The organism is Deinococcus multiflagellatus, assembly GCF_020166415.1.
In the GTDB taxonomy this organism is placed as follows: Bacteria; Deinococcota; Deinococci; order Deinococcales; family Deinococcaceae; genus Deinococcus; species Deinococcus multiflagellatus.
Window position 1 is genome coordinate 15186 of sequence record NZ_JAIQXV010000019.1, and the last position, 12908, is coordinate 28093.

Here is a 12908-nt window from a genome sequence, read left to right on the forward strand (position 1 = left end):
CAATGGAACGGAAGACCGCTGTCACAGCCTCACACAGAAACGACCAGCACGGCTTCGCGCTGGTCGTCTGCTGGTGGTGAGGGCCTGGGTCTGCCCCCCTCTTTACGCCGGACTGGGTTGAACGCGCAGGTCGGAAGTGGGCTGCTCGTCGTGCGCGGGCAGGGGGCCCAGGGCCACGCGGTTGCTGCCCTCGCGCTGCAGGCTCAGGCAGGTGTCCTCGGCTTCGCGCAGCAGGCTCAGGCCGCTGCGGTGGTCGTCGTAAAAGGCCAGGCCCATCGTCACGGTCACGTTATGGCCGTCCACCGGGCGGGAGGCCACGCGCAGGCGCAGCCGCTCACACAGGGCGCGGGCCGAGCGGGCATCCGCCGCGCGCAGGGCCAGCACCAGCTGGTCATCGCTGAGGTAGCCCAGCATGTCCTCGTCGCGCAGGGCGCCCTGCAGCACCCGGGCCACATGGGCCAGCCGGCGGGCGTCGCCTGGGCCGCCAGCACCCGGCACCGGCGCGTCCAGCGCGATCACCACCACGCCCAGGCCCTCGGGGCGGCGGGCCACGGCGCCGTCCAGCCAGCGTTTCATGGCGGCGTTGCCGGGCAGCCCCGTCAGGGCGTCGCGCTCGGCCTGCCCGTCGCCCAGCAGGTCGCGGCGCAGATCGGCCGTGACCCGGCGGGCGGTGGTGTGCTGCCCCACCAGCATCACCGCGCCGGCCAGCAGCAGTTGCAGCGTGGCCCCCACCACCGGCTGCTGCGCCGCGCCGGGCACCTGCAGCACATAGGCCGCCAGCAGCGCCGCTGTACTGCCCAGCGCCAGCACGCTCAGGGGCAGGCTGTCACGCCGCCCCAGCATCCACAGGTGCGAGGCCAGGGTGACCGCCGCCCAGGGCCCCAGGGTGCCCAGGGCCTGCAGCTGCCCCTGTTCGGGCACCCGGAACAGCACATGCCACAGCTGGCTCAGCACGTAGCTCCAGGCCACCGCCAGCAGCAGGCCGTGCAGCACCTGCAGCGGCGCGCGGGTCAGGGCGGTGACCGCCAGCAGGCCCACCACCAGGGCGCAGGTAACGGCCAGGGTGGCGTGCTCAAAGGCGTCCATCGGCATGGACGCCAGCTTGAGCAGCATGGCGCCCAGCACCACCACCAGCACATGGGTGCTCAGCAGGCGACGGTCAAGGGTGCCCCCGCCCAGGACAGGACAGGCTGCTCGCCGGGCGGCGAGGTCAGGCAGGAAGCGGCGGGGAGAGGGGCGCATGGTAAGGGCAGTTCACCACGCCGCCTCTCACCGCCGCCTGACAAGTGCGGTTTTGAAGTGCCCCCGGCACCCTGAGCGGGCCTTCATGCTCTGGGGAGGGGGGGGGTGACCTGCACGCCCGCCGCCTCCAGGGCCGCGCGCAGGTCGCGGGCCAGTTCGGCGGCCTCAGCGCCGTCGCCATGCAGGCACAGGGTCTGGGCGGGCACCGCCACCACCTCGCCGCTGACCGCCAGCGCGTGCCCCTGGGTGGCAAGGCGCACCCCCTGCGCCACCGCCTGGGCATGGGGCAGCAGGGCGCCGGGTTGACTGCGCGGCCACAGCTGCCCGTCTGGCGCGTACCCCCGGTCGGCAAAGCCCTCGCCCAGGGCGGTCAGGCCCAGGGCCTGGGCCTCGCGCAGCATCACGCTCTGGGCCCCGGCCAGGCCGAAATACAGCGGCAGGCCAGCGTCGGCCGCCGCCTGGGCAATGGCGCGGGCCAGGGCCGGGTCTGTGGCCGCCATGTTGTACAGCATGCCGTGGGGTTTGACGTGGGCCAGCGCCACCCCCTCGCGCGCCGCCACCGCCTTGAGGGCCTCGATCTGGTCGCGCACAAAGGCCGTCACGTCCGCCGGCGCAAAAGTCATGGCGCGGCGGCCAAAGCCCTCGCGGTCGGGGAAGCCGGGATGGGCTCCGGCCGCCACCCCAAAGCGCGCGGCCAGGCGCAGGCTGTCACGCATGGTCTCCAGGTCGCCCGCGTGGCCGCCACAGGCGATGTTGGCCGAGGTCACCGCCGCCATCACCGCTTCCTCGTGCGCGCTGCCCTCGCCCAGATCGGCGTTCAGGTCCATTGGCATGCGGTCAGCATAGCCCCCAGGCGGTGGGTCGGCAGAAGAGAGGCGGTTCGGGGGCGGGGTGAAAAGAGGCAACGCGGCGTTCTCATTGATGGGGATGCCGGTTGGTGCGGGCCCCTGTGCTCAGAGCGAAGCCCAGAGCCGCCCCGGGTTTCCCGTGAAGGACTGTGGGGCGGATGAAGTGTGGAGAGCATTCAGGGGGCGCCGGTGGGGCCCAGAGTGAAACGAGTTACCGACCTCAGACCGAGGCGAAATGCAGGCGCAGCGCCGTTTCGGCTTGCCGCAGCGCCTGTTCCTGGGCCATCAGCGCCTGCCGCGCCACGGCGAGGGGCACCGCCTCAAACTGCAGCGTGTCCCCGGGGCGCAGTTGCCCCAGCCGGGGCTGGTCGGCCTGAATCACCACCAGGGGGCTGGGATAGCCGCCGTGGGTGCCGGCGTCGGGCAGCAGCAGGATGGGGCGGCCATCCGGGGGGAGCTGCACCAGCCCTGGCACGTTGGGCACGCTGGGGCGTGTGGGGTCGTGCGGGGCCGGCACCGCTTCGGTCAGGCGCACGCCCATGCGGTCGGCCTGCGGGGCCACGGTGAACACCGGCCCACAGAGGTGGCCTTCCAGGGCGGGGGTCAGGTCCGGGGTGGGCAGCACCCGCAGGCGGTGGTGGGGACCGAAGGGGGTGCGCACCTCGGGCGAGGGGAGGGCCCGTGGGGCCGGGGCCAGGGCCGCCGCGCCCCAGGTCAGCCGGTCCCCGGCGCGCAGGGCGCGGCCCTCCAGGCCCCCGAACCCGCTGCGGGGGTCGGTGGCGCGGCTGCCGAATACCTCCTGGCCGTCCAGCCCACCCCGAACCGCCAGGAAGGCGCGCAGCCCAGCGGGCGTGCCGCGCACGTCCAGCGTCTGCCCGGCCTGCACGGCCACGGCGCGCCACAGGGGCAACGGGATGCCGTCCAGCGTGGCCCCGAACGGCGCCCCGCACAGGCTGACCAGGGCCGGCGCTTCAAAGCGCAGCGCCGGGCCCAGCAGGGTCAGTTCCAGGCCCGCAACGGTGGCGGGGTTGCCCACCAGGGCGTTGCCCAGACGCCGCGCGGTGGAATCGGCCGCGCCGCCGCCCGGCACGCCCAGCGCCCGAGCCCGGCGGCCGGCGTCCTGCACGGTGGTCTGCAGCCCGGGGCGCAGCACCACCAGGGCCCGCGATGGCTGGGCCGGCTCAGCCACGCTGGGCCTCCAGGCGCACCCGGTCGCCGGCCCGCCACGGCACGGGTTCGGGGCGCGACAGGTCAAAGGCCTGGAACGCCGTGTGCCCCACCAGGCGCCAGCCGCCCGGCGTGGCGCGCGGGTAGACCCCGGCCCAGGGCCCCCCCAGGGCCACGCTGCCGGCCGGCACCTGCTCGCGGGGGGCGGCCAGCCGGGGCATCTGCAGGGCAGGCGGCAGGCCAGTCAGAAAGGCAAAGCCGGGGGTGAAGCCCAGGAAGGCCACCTCGAAGGTCAGCGCACACAGCGCCTCCACCAGCGCCGCCTCGCTGAGCCCGGCGTGGGCCGCACACCAGGGCAGATCAGGGCCACTGAAGGTCACGGGCAGGGTCAGTTCCCGGGCCGGGGGCGCGGCCTCGGCGGTCAGGGTGCTGTACGCGCTACGCACCACCTGTTCCAGCCTCGCAGCGTCGGTGTGCAGGGGGTCAAACAGCAGCGTGACCTGCCCCAGCGCGGGGGCGGCGTCCAGCAGGCCGGGGGGTGGCTGCCGCCAGAGCCGGGCCAGCAGGGCGCGCGCCGCTGGGGTGCGCACCACCAGCGCCGCGTCGCCCAGGGGCTCGAAGGTGGGCGCGGACATGGCCGCAGCATAGCCGGGGGCGGGCCGCTAGGCTGTGCCCATGCGTTCCCGCATTGTTCGCGCCGTGGCGGTGCAGCCCCAGTGGCATGCCAGCGACTTCGTTTCGGCCCCGCGCTTTCGCCAGTGGCTGCGCGCGCAGCTGGACGCGGCCCGGCCCCACCTCGCCCCGGACCGCCCGAATCTGGTGGTGCTCACCGAACTGAACGGGCTGCCGCTGGTGCTGCGCGGCGGGGGCTGGGCGCTGCGGCTGGGCACCTTTCAGCGGGTGGCGCTGGCGCTGTTCCTGGCGCGGCTGCCGCGCACGCTGCCCCTGATGCTGCGCGAGCGGGTCTCGCCGGTGCGGGCGCTGCAACTGGCGGGCATCGACGAGAACACGGCGCTATACCTGGACACCTGCCGGGCCCTGGCGCGCGAGTATGGGGTGTACCTGTGCTGCGGCTCGGCGCCCATGCCCCGCTACGAGCGCTCAGGGACTGGCCTGCGCCGGGTGCCGGGGGTGCTGACCAACCAGACGGTGCTGCTGGACCCGCAGGGCGAACTGATCGGCACCGCCGACAAGGTGCACCTCACCCCGGACGAGGAGGCGGGCGGCGTGGACCTGAGCCCGGGGCGGCTGGACGAGTTGCGGGTGTTTCCCACCCCGGCGGGCGACCTGGGCGTGGCGATCAGCCTTGACGCCTTCCGGGCCGATGTGATTGGCCGCCTGGAAGCGCAGGGCTGCACGGTGCTGCTGCAACCCGACGCCAACGGCTCGCCCTGGACCGCCCGCGAGGGGCTACCGCCGGACCCGGACGACGTGCGCGACCAGCCCGTGGCGTGGCTGGAAAGCAGCTGGCAGGTCACCGCCACCAGCCCGCAGATTCGCTACGCGGTCAATCCGATGGTGGTGGGCAACCTGCTGGACCTGACCTTCGACGGCCAGAGCGCGATCACTGGCCCGGCCGAGGAGGCCCCCGCGCCCCGCAGCTACGTGATGACCGAGCCGCGCCCCGGCTTTCTGGCCCTGGCCCCCTGGGTGGGGGAAGGCCCGCACGACCAGCTGCGCATCCTGGGCACCCAGCGCGCGGCGGGCAGCGGCCACCCCGACGAAAACGCCTATCACACCGGCGTGCTGAGCGCCGACCTGACCTTGCCCCCCCTGACGCGGCCTGAACCGCCAGCCACCCCCCACGAGGAGGCCCTGCGCGCCCTGCTGCGCGGCGAGGCGCAGCTGCCCCGCCCGTGGCCGGCGTGGCTGCCCCTCTTGCTGGGTCTTGGGGCGCTGCTGCTCTGGCGGCGCAGGCGTTGACAAGGTGGGCGCGTGCTCATATACTTCCCCTCGCGCTTAAGGACACCTGACAGCGCGCCCCACCACACAGGGGGGGTTGGCCGAGTGGTTGAAGGCAACGGTCTTGAAAACCGTAGTAGGGCAACCTACCGGGGGTTCGAATCCCTCACCCCTCGCCAAACATGACAATGCATGGCCTCATGGAGAGGTGGGTGAGCGGCTTAAACCAAGCGTTTGCTAAACGCTCGTACGCCTTAAAAGTGTACCGCGGGTTCGAATCCCGCCCTCTCCGCCAAGCAGTGCCAAGTGTGTGCCCGTAGCTCAGCTGGATAGAGCGTCTGACTACGGATCAGAAGGCCAGGAGTTCGAATCTCTTCGGGCACGCCAAAGAAAACCCCGCCGCAAGGTGGGGTTTTTGCTTGTTGCCGGCTGGTGGCTGTGCGGGGGTGGCACGGGCGCATAAAGGGCACCACTCGGGGGCGGCCCGGGACACGGCAAGGCCCCGGGCCATCTCGGGGCAGAAGGGGGATTCAACCAGGGCAGTTGCCCTGTCAGGCTTGGAGGGCACGCACCTCCGCTGTCCAGAGAGGGGCCATGAATGCGGTCCAACCCTGCACGCCCTGCCCAAAATAGCCTCCCCTTGAATTTATTCGTTACAACGATTATCCTTTGCACAACCGAAGGAGGAAGGAGCCCACATGCCCACCCACCCCCCTACACCCCCAGCCGTGCTGGAGCACCAGCTGTATCTGGCCCTGCAGGTGCTGGGCCTGCGCCTGAAAGACGACATCGAACAGCTGTTCAAGCACGAAGGCCTGAGCACGACCCAGTTCAATGTGCTGCGCATCCTGCGCGGCGCGGGCGGACAAGCCCTGACCTGCGGGGCCATTGCCGACCAATTGCTGAACCGCGACCCTGACGTGACGCGCCTGCTGGACCGCATGGAAAAGCAGGGCCTGATTGAGCGGGCCCGCAGCGACCAGGACCGCCGCGTGCTCCTGACCCGCCTTTCGGCCCACGGGCGCGCGCTGGTGGACCGTCTGGACGAACCGCTTCTCGCCCTGCACCGTCAGCAATTTCAGGCCCTGTCGCCCCAGCAGATGGAACAGCTGCTCAGCCTGCTGCGGCAGGTAACGGCTTCTTCGGAGGTTCTCTGAGTCCCGACTGGGCACAATCGGCCCAAACAGCCGTGCTCACACCTCTCGGGACCAGACAAAGGAGGCGGTCATGACCGCCCGTTGCCACGGTTTTTTCGCACAGCGAGTGTCTCCAAAGGGGGCATTTTTCAATCTCAATGGCGTGGCGTTCCGCCAGTGCGGCTGACGGCTGCTGTGGCCGCACTGGACCGCGCCCCCGCCGTCCCTGATGCGCGTTCGCCACACCCGTCAGTCTGCCCAGAAAGGTCCGCCGCACCCCACAAAGGAGTCTGCCCATGAACCAAGCCGCTGTCCCCCTGACCACTGGCCCCCTGACGCTGGGGCCGGTCGAGCTGACCGTTGCCGACCTGCCGCGCGCCGCCGCGTTTTACCGGCAGGTGCTGGGCCTGACCGTGCTGGAGGACGGCGCGGCCACCGCCACCCTGGGGCGGCCCGGCCTGCCCCTGGTGCGGGTCAGCGCCCAGCCCGGCGCACGGCCCGCCCAGCCCACCTCCCCGGGTCTGTACCACCTCGCGCTGCTGCTGCCCACCCGCGCCGATCTGGCCCGCTGGGTGCAGCACGCCGCGTCTCTGGGGGTGCGCCTGGGCCAGAGTGATCACCTGGTGAGCGAGGCCTTTTACCTGCACGACCCCGATGGCCACGGCATTGAGGTCTACCGTGACCGGCCCCGCAGCGAGTGGCGCTGGACCGGCGGACAGGTGCAGATGGCCGGCGATCCCATTGACCTGCCGGGCCTGCTGGCCGAGCCGGATGCCCAGCGCCCCTTCGCCGGTCTGCCCGAGGGCACCTCGGTGGGCCACGTGCACCTGCGGGTGACGGACCTGGGGGACACCGAGGCCTTTTACCGGGGCGTGCTGGGCTTTGACGTGGTGTCGCGCTGGCCCGGGGCGCTGTTTGTCTCGGTGGGCGGCTACCACCACCATTTCGGCCTGAACACGTGGCAGAGTGCCGGGGGCCGCCCGGCCCCACAGGACCGCAGCCAGCTGGTGCGCGTGAACCTGGGTCTGCCGGACCCCAAGGACCTGGACGCCCTGGCTGGCCGCCTGCACGCCGTGCAGCAGGCGTTTACGCGCGACGCCGCGCACCTTGACGTGCGCGACCCTTCCGGCAACGCCCTGCGCTTTTCCATGGCGCCGGCCTGACGCGGCGAGCGGCCGTCACCGGGAGCCCTCGGGGAGAGGCCGGTTGGGCCACGTGATCTGCAGAGGGCTGGTCAGCGGTGGGGCAATCATCCAGCGCACCGGGCGCGCGGCGCCGTGGTGGCGGTGTGCGGGACCCTGCGCCCGCGAACGAGAGGGCATGGCGGCGGCCAGGGGCGCTTTAGCGAAGGGCGGGGCTGTGCGCCCGCGCCTCCTGAAGCAGCTCGGACAACCGGGACAAACACCGGCTGTACTTCTTGGCATACGCCCCGTGCCGGTAGGTATCGATAAACAGCCCCCCCAGCCCCTGCCCCGTGAACGCCGCTGGCAGCCCCAGGTCATAGAGCTTGTCAATAAAGTGCACGAAGCGCAGGGCCACGTTCTGGTCGGGCATGGCAATCAGGTCGGTCACGCCCACGGCGCCCACACCCTGCAGCAGCCGGGCAAAACGGCTGGGGTGCACGTTCAGCAGGTGGCGGCTCAGCTCGCGGTGGCTGATCCGGGCCAGGGCCACGGGGTTTTGCCGCGCTTCCCAGGCGGCATATTCGGCCGCGCTGAGGGTGTCTTCGGGGCGCACGCCGCGCTGGCGGTAGTCCGGGCCGTCAATGCGCCAGGTGTCAAAGCGGCTGGCAATGCCCTGAATCTGCCGCTGAAAGTCTGCAGCGTTAAAGCGGCCCTGACCCAGCGCGCCGGGCTCGGTGTTGCTGGTGGCAATCACGCTGGTGCCCCCCGGCATCAGCTGGCCCAGAAAGGTGTTGGCCATGTGGGTGTTGCCGGGGTCGTCCAGCTCGAATTCGTCGATCAGCAGCAGGTCGTGTTGCCGAAAGGCGTCCACCGCCCGCGTCATGCCCAGGGCGCCAATGATGTACATCAGGTCCTGAAAGCTCATCAGGGCGGCGGTGCCCTGCGCGGCGTGCCACGCGCTGGCCAGCAGGTGCGTTTTGCCCACGCCAAAGCCGCCGTCCAGGTACAGCCCCCGGCCCTCGGGTTTTGCGCGGCGAAACAGCCGGAAGCCCCCGGGCCGCACCTGGGCACCTTTCAGGAACGCCTGCACCGCCGTGCGTGCCTCGGCCTGGCTGGGGTAGTCGGGGTTGGGATGGTAGGTCTCGAAGCGCACCTGCGCGTAGCGCGGACTGGGGGCCAGTTCGGCCGTCAGGTCGCCCGGGTTGGGCACCGGGTTGCGGGCCGTAAGGTCAATCACGCCCAGCCGCTCACTTGTGCACGTCCAGTTCAACCTTGAAGTTGCCCCGGCGCGTTTCGTTCACCACGCGCTTGAAATCAATGCGGCCCAGGCCCTCGGCGCTCAGGCTGTCGCCCTCGCGGATCTCGCTGCTGGCCCGTGCGGGGCTGCCGTTCAGGCGCACCTTGCCGCCGTCAATGCCCTGCTGAAAATACGCGCGGCTGACCCCAAAGCCCTTGGCGCCCACCACGTCCACCCGCATGGAGGGCACCACCACCTCGCGCACCTTGCTGCCCCGGCCGGCGCTCTCGCCCACCGGTTCCACGTCCACCGGGCGCCCGCCCAGTTCGGTCAGCTCGGCCAGGGTCTGCGCGGCCTTGCCGGTGGCGGCCACCAGAAAGGCGCCGCGTTCTTCCCGCACGTCGCCCAGTTGCTCGTCTTTCAGGCCCAGCCGCTTGAGATGCACGCCGAAATCCTGCAGGTCCCAGCCGGGGCCGCCGGGTTCCGGGGTCACGCGGTAAACGGCCACGCCGCTGTCCACCTCCGGAATGTGGGCGGGGTACAGGGTGAGCACCACGCGCCGGGCATCGGGGAAGCCGCCGGCAATCTTGTGCTGCAGGTCGTCACCGCCCAGCAGGCGGCGGTCTATGTCGTCCCCGTTCAAGAAGGGGGTGCGCACGACCCGGCCGCCCCGGGCCTGGGCAATCAGGGTGGGGAGGGCAGTGTTCATGGGGGTCAGGATAGTGCGCCGCATGGTGATCGCGCGCGGGGGCTATGCTGGGAGGCGTGAACCTGCCCGATCCCCTGGGGGTGCCCGGCGCGCCGCGCGAGACGTGGACGGCCGTGCAGCGCCACGTCCAGGCCCCCTCTGCCCACGGCGGCCAGCTGATTCTGGTCACCGACCGCCAGGGCGAGCGCCAGCATGCGGCCTACGGCGCCCTGCTGGAACGCGGCGCCGACCGGGTGGTGCTGGCCCGCGCCTTTGGGCCGCACTTTGGCCCGGCCGGGATTCAGGCCCTGGCCGAGCTGGTGGCCTGGGCGGTGGACGCCGGGCTGGCGCTGCGCGAGGCGGTGCTGCCCCCGCCCGACGCCGCGCAGCTGCTGAGCGAACCCGACGCCGCGCTGGCGGCCCGCGCGGTGGCGGCCAGCGCGCCGCTGGACCCCGGGGTGTTTCTGCCCGGGCGCGGCCGCCGCTAGGGCCGGGCGGCCCGTGGGGCACGCGGCCTGCTGAGCTTTGCATGAAGGCGGTAAGACTTGCCGTGCCATGCTGCCAGGCGTGTGCCCCGTTCGCTTCCCCTTCCAGTGCTTCTGCCTGAAGCGAGGTCTGTTATGAGTCCTGCGGCCACCTTTTCTGCGGTTCAAACGGCCCTGAGTGATCTGCTGCGGGTGCATGCCCCGCAGGCGGTGTTGCTGGCCCAGCTGGGCGAGGAGGTCCTGCGCGTGCAGGCCCACGGCCCGGCCGAGCCCTCGGGCCCGGATCTGGTGCCGCCCGACGAATGGTTCGACCGCGGCGAGATGACGTGGCTGACCCGCGACGGCGCCCTGCTGGGCCTGCTGTGGACCGACGCGGGCCAGCTGGTGCCCGACGCGGCGGTGCAGGTGCTGACCATGCTGCTGGCCGCCGCGCGCCTGGACGGCCAGGGCCGCGAAACGGAAGTGATGGTCACCCAGTTGCCAGTGGCCACCGCGTGGCTGACGGGCGAACTGCTGGTGCGCAAGGTCAGCCGCCCCTTTCTGGAACTCTTTGAGCTGAGCGAGGCCGAGGTCACGGGCCGCAGCGTGCAGGACATTTTTGCTGACCGCCCGGCGTGGCTTGGCGCGCTGGCGCAGGCGGGCGCCGGGCGCTCGGTGCGGCTGCCCGACGAGCAGGTCACCCGCACGGGCGAAACCTTCTGGATGCGCGGCGAGGCGCGGCCCTACTACGGGGCGGCCTCGGCGGGCGTGATGCTGACCCTGCAGGACGTGAGCGGCGAGTACGAGCGCGCCGCGCGGGTGGCCGCCCTGCTGGACACCGACACCCCGGCCGCGCTGCTCTCGGATTCGGGGGCGGTGCTGCAGGCCAGCCACGGCCTGAAAGAACTGCTGCCCGCTGCCGCCGCTCCGGCCACAGGCGCCCCGCTGTGGGTGTGGCCCTGCTTTGCCGACGTGCCGTCTGAACCCGTGCGCGACCTCGTGCGGCTGGCGGCCACCGGGGGCGCGGCGCGGGCCGAGGTTGAACTGGCTTCGGGGGGCAGCCTCGCCCTCAGCGTGCGCCGGACCTCGGAACCGGGGCTGCTGGTGGCGCAGGGCGAGGCCGGGGCCCAGGGGGGGCGCGCGCCGCTGGGCGTGATGAATCAGGTGCTCTCGCTCTCGGAAGACGCCACCATTCTGGTGGACCACGCCGGGCGCGCGCAGCTGGTCAGCGAGCGGGCCGCGACCCTGCTGGGCGTGGAGGCTGCGCGGCTGGTGGGCCTGGCCGTCTCGCGCGTGATGAGCGAACTGGGCGTGCGCCTCTTTACCCCGGCGGGCGAACCTATGGCCCTGCCCGACTGGAAGGAGGTGCCCCTGCCGCTGCGCCAGGAAATCCTGCTGGCCCTGCCCGACGGCACCGTGCGCCAGATGGAACTGCGCGTGACCGGCGTGGGCGGCGAAGCGGGCGGCTCGCGCGGCAGCGTGCTGCTGACCCTGCGTGACCTGACGGCCCTGCGCCGCGCCCAGGCCAAGATTCGCCACGACGCCCGCCACGACTCGCTGACGGGGCTCCTGAACCGCACCGGCCTGCGCGAGGCCCTGGGCGGCGCGGCCCCGGCGACCCAGGGCCAGACGGTGGTGTGCCTGGACCTGGACGGCTTTACCGAGCTGAACGCCGCGCTGGGCCGCACCGCCTGCGACCGCCTGCTGATTCAGGTGGCCGCCCGCCTGAACGACCTTGCTGCCGAGACGCAGGGCCAGGCCGCCCGCCTGGCCGACGACTCTTTTGCCCTGAGCCTGCCCGGGCTGGGCGCCCCGGGCGCCCTGGCGCGGGTGGAAGCCGCCCTGGAGGTGCCGCTGCGCGCGGGGTCGCGCGACGTGGCGATCACGGCGGCGCTGGGCGTGGCGACCACCCAGCCCGGCCAGCCCGGCGACGCCGCCCTCACCGACGCCGAGGTGGCCCTGCAGCACGCCAAGCGCCAGGGCCGCTCGCAGCGCAGCGTCTTTGATCCGGCCCTGCGCGCCCAGGTGGCCCGCGCCTTTGAGTTGGAAGAAGCCCTGCGCGGCGCCCTGGACAAGGACCAGTTCACGCTGCTGTACCAGCCGGCGGTGTCGCTGCGCACCGGCCGCGCCCTGAGCGCCGAGGCCCTGCTGCGCTGGAACCACCCCACGCTGGGCATGCTGAGCCCCAACGCCTTTTTAGACCTCGCCAGCCGCAGCGAGCTGATTGCCCACATCAGCGAATGGGTGGTGCAGGAGGCGGTGCTGGGCCGGCAGTCGGTGCGCGGCGCCCTGGGCAAGCGCTTTGAGGAATGGGCGGTCAGCGTGAACCTGAGCCTGGAAGAACTGCGCCGCGCGGCGGGATTGCGCCGCCTGCTGCCGCTCCTGTCGGCCGAGGGCGCCCCGGACATCGAGGTGGCGGCGGGCAGTCTGCTGGACCACAGCCAGGAAACCCTGGCCCTGCTCGAGCAGCTGCGCTCGCTGGGCGCGCGCCTCAGCGTGGACGACTTCGGGGAGGGCGAAACCAGCCTGTCGGCCCTGACCCGTTTCCCCCTGAGTGCGGTCAAGCTGCACCCCTCGCTGACGGCCCGCCTGCCCGGCGACGAGAAGTCGGTGACGCTGGTGCAGGCCACCATTGACCTGGCGCACCGCCTGGGCCTGCAGGTGGTGGCGGTGGGCGTGGAGCACCAGGCCCAGCTGGACATGCTGCGCGACCTGGGCTGCGACGCCGCGCAGGGCTACGCCATCACCCCGCCCCTGCCCGCCTCCGAACTGGTGGAGTGGCTGCGGGAGCACTGAGAATCAAAGCAGTCGAAGTGGCCCCGTGGCATGACGGGGTCGCTTCTGTTGTGAGGGACTGCGGGGAGGTGCCCTGCTGGTGGCGCTGTGCTCTGGAGCCGACGCGGGAAGCGGTGAGCGCGCCCTTAGCCCACACTGAGCGAGGCCGAGGATTGGATCTGCGGCTTCCAGCATGGTGAAGCAGGCTAAGTGCCTGTCCCAGACCATATTTCCTTCTCCTGTCTGAAGAAACGCTTAAGGCCTCCACTCCCAAACCGCGTGCCCGGCAACAGGTTGGGCTGGCCCTGTCCGTTTAACGTGAAGG

At 72.0% G+C, this 12908-nt stretch carries 11 protein-coding genes and 3 tRNA genes; 8 read left to right on the top strand and 6 right to left on the bottom strand.

The genetic code is table 11. The annotated features are described in order from the left end of the window. Positions 1-102: 102 nt before the first annotated feature. The 4 genes from K7W41_RS18065 to K7W41_RS18080 form a co-directional block, all read right to left on the bottom strand. On the bottom strand, positions 103-1242 hold the full coding sequence (locus K7W41_RS18065) for a GGDEF domain-containing protein (RefSeq protein WP_224611582.1): 1140 nt from the start codon (positions 1240-1242) through the stop codon (positions 103-105). Positions 1243-1325: 83 nt separating this feature from the next. Further along, entirely contained in the window at positions 1326-2075 is a 750-nt protein-coding gene (pxpA, locus tag K7W41_RS18070; RefSeq protein ID WP_224611584.1) for a 5-oxoprolinase subunit PxpA, read from the bottom strand. 235 nt (positions 2076-2310) lie between these two features. After that, complete coding sequence (locus tag K7W41_RS18075) at positions 2311-3279, bottom strand: 5-oxoprolinase subunit C family protein (RefSeq protein ID WP_224611586.1); 969 nt, start codon at positions 3277-3279, stop codon at positions 2311-2313. Next, entirely contained in the window at positions 3272-3892 is a 621-nt protein-coding gene (locus K7W41_RS18080; RefSeq protein ID WP_224611588.1) for a 5-oxoprolinase subunit B family protein, read from the bottom strand. The genes K7W41_RS18075 and K7W41_RS18080 overlap by 8 nt, the downstream gene beginning before the upstream one ends. A gap of 40 nt (positions 3893-3932) precedes the next feature. On the opposite strand from K7W41_RS18080, the gene K7W41_RS18085 reads away from it, so the two are divergent. The 6 genes from K7W41_RS18085 to K7W41_RS18110 all read left to right on the top strand — a co-directional run bounded on the left by K7W41_RS18085 (position 3933) and on the right by K7W41_RS18110 (position 7458). Then, positions 3933-5180, top strand: coding sequence for a nitrilase-related carbon-nitrogen hydrolase (locus K7W41_RS18085; protein ID WP_224611590.1), 1248 nt, complete (start codon positions 3933-3935; stop codon positions 5178-5180). A gap of 70 nt (positions 5181-5250) precedes the next feature. Beyond that, positions 5251-5338 (top strand) — tRNA-Ser (locus K7W41_RS18090). 23 nt (positions 5339-5361) lie between these two features. Next, positions 5362-5454 (top strand) — tRNA-Ser (locus K7W41_RS18095). A gap of 15 nt (positions 5455-5469) precedes the next feature. Further along, a tRNA-Arg gene (locus K7W41_RS18100) sits at positions 5470-5546 on the top strand. Between the two features lie 311 nt (positions 5547-5857). Continuing rightward, positions 5858-6316 carry a MarR family winged helix-turn-helix transcriptional regulator gene (locus K7W41_RS18105; RefSeq protein ID WP_224611592.1) on the top strand — a complete coding sequence of 153 codons (459 nt, stop codon included), beginning with the start codon at positions 5858-5860 and terminating at the stop codon, positions 6314-6316. Positions 6317-6591: 275 nt separating this feature from the next. Further along, positions 6592-7458, top strand: coding sequence for a VOC family protein (locus tag K7W41_RS18110; protein ID WP_224611595.1), 867 nt, complete (start codon positions 6592-6594; stop codon positions 7456-7458). 178 nt (positions 7459-7636) lie between these two features. Here the strand turns inward: K7W41_RS18110 and zapE are convergent, their stop codons facing one another. Then, positions 7637-8656 (bottom strand): cell division protein ZapE, encoded by a 1020-nt coding sequence (gene zapE / locus K7W41_RS18115; RefSeq protein WP_224611597.1) that lies wholly within the window; start codon positions 8654-8656, stop codon positions 7637-7639. 10 nt (positions 8657-8666) lie between these two features. Further along, positions 8667-9365, bottom strand: coding sequence for a S4 domain-containing protein (locus K7W41_RS18120; protein WP_224611599.1), 699 nt, complete (start codon positions 9363-9365; stop codon positions 8667-8669). Between the two features lie 56 nt (positions 9366-9421). Between K7W41_RS18120 and K7W41_RS18125 the strand changes: the two genes are divergently transcribed. Then, entirely contained in the window at positions 9422-9832 is a 411-nt protein-coding gene (locus tag K7W41_RS18125; RefSeq protein WP_224611601.1) for a DUF3197 domain-containing protein, read from the top strand. 132 nt (positions 9833-9964) lie between these two features. Then, positions 9965-12604 (top strand): sensor domain-containing protein, encoded by a 2640-nt coding sequence (locus K7W41_RS18130; protein ID WP_224611602.1) that lies wholly within the window; start codon positions 9965-9967, stop codon positions 12602-12604. Positions 12605-12908 lie beyond the last annotated feature (304 nt).

Bases quoted from the DNA above. Each gene is read 5' to 3' on its own strand.
- K7W41_RS18065 (WP_224611582.1), bottom strand. From the start codon at position 1,242: ATGCGCCCCTCTCCCCGCCGCTTCCTGCCTGACCTCGCCGCCCGGCGA.
- pxpA (WP_224611584.1), bottom strand. From the start codon at position 2,075: ATGCCAATGGACCTGAACGCCGATCTGGGCGAGGGCAGCGCGCACGAG.
- K7W41_RS18080 (WP_224611588.1), bottom strand. From the start codon at position 3,892: ATGTCCGCGCCCACCTTCGAGCCCCTGGGCGACGCGGCGCTGGTGGTG.
- K7W41_RS18085 (WP_224611590.1), top strand. From the start codon at position 3,933: ATGCGTTCCCGCATTGTTCGCGCCGTGGCGGTGCAGCCCCAGTGGCAT.
- K7W41_RS18105 (WP_224611592.1), top strand. From the start codon at position 5,858: ATGCCCACCCACCCCCCTACACCCCCAGCCGTGCTGGAGCACCAGCTG.
- K7W41_RS18110 (WP_224611595.1), top strand. From the start codon at position 6,592: ATGAACCAAGCCGCTGTCCCCCTGACCACTGGCCCCCTGACGCTGGGG.
- K7W41_RS18120 (WP_224611599.1), bottom strand. From the start codon at position 9,365: ATGAACACTGCCCTCCCCACCCTGATTGCCCAGGCCCGGGGCGGCCGG.
- K7W41_RS18130 (WP_224611602.1), top strand. From the start codon at position 9,965: ATGAGTCCTGCGGCCACCTTTTCTGCGGTTCAAACGGCCCTGAGTGAT.